The organism is Streptomyces sp. 13-12-16 (assembly GCF_002114215.1).
In the GTDB taxonomy this organism is placed as follows: Bacteria; Actinomycetota; Actinomycetes; order Streptomycetales; family Streptomycetaceae; genus Streptomyces.
Genome location: NZ_NCTE01001407.1, coordinates 681 through 1,123, shown reverse-complemented (window position 1 = coordinate 1,123; position 443 = coordinate 681). Strand labels below are relative to the sequence as shown.

Genomic DNA, 443 nt, shown 5'->3' with positions numbered 1-443 from the left:
AGCGGATCAGCCGGATCGCCGCCTCGGCGGTCCGGCCCTGCCGTACCAGCGCGTGCGCGACCACCAGGCCCGAGCGGTTGTACCCGTGGTAACAGCGCACGAGGACCGCACGGCCGCCGTCCAGTGCCTCGCACGCCGCCTCGGCCAGCCGGATCACACCCGCGAGCTGCGTCCCGTCCAGCGGTCCGTCGGGGATCGGCCACACCTGGTGCTCGACCCCGGGATCCGGCCCGTGCCCGGGCAGCCGCAGCAGCGTCTGCACGAGATCGAACTGCCGGTTCACCACGGCGAACTCCAGCCGGCCGGAGAGGCCCCGGAACTCGTGCCCGCCCATCCACAGGCCGGGCACGACCTCGTTCCACGGGCTGTCCGGAGCCGGTACGTCGGGTTGCCTCCTGCGGGTGCGCAACGGTGCCTCCCCACCCTCGCCGCCCAACTCCTCT

1 protein-coding gene is annotated in these 443 nt (G+C 73.6%); it reads right to left on the bottom strand.

The features are described from left to right. Positions 1–409: protein phosphatase (locus tag B7767_RS41685; protein WP_085576380.1), on the bottom strand; the 409-nt coding region annotated here is incomplete at its 3' end. Positions 410–443: the final 34 nt, after the last annotated feature.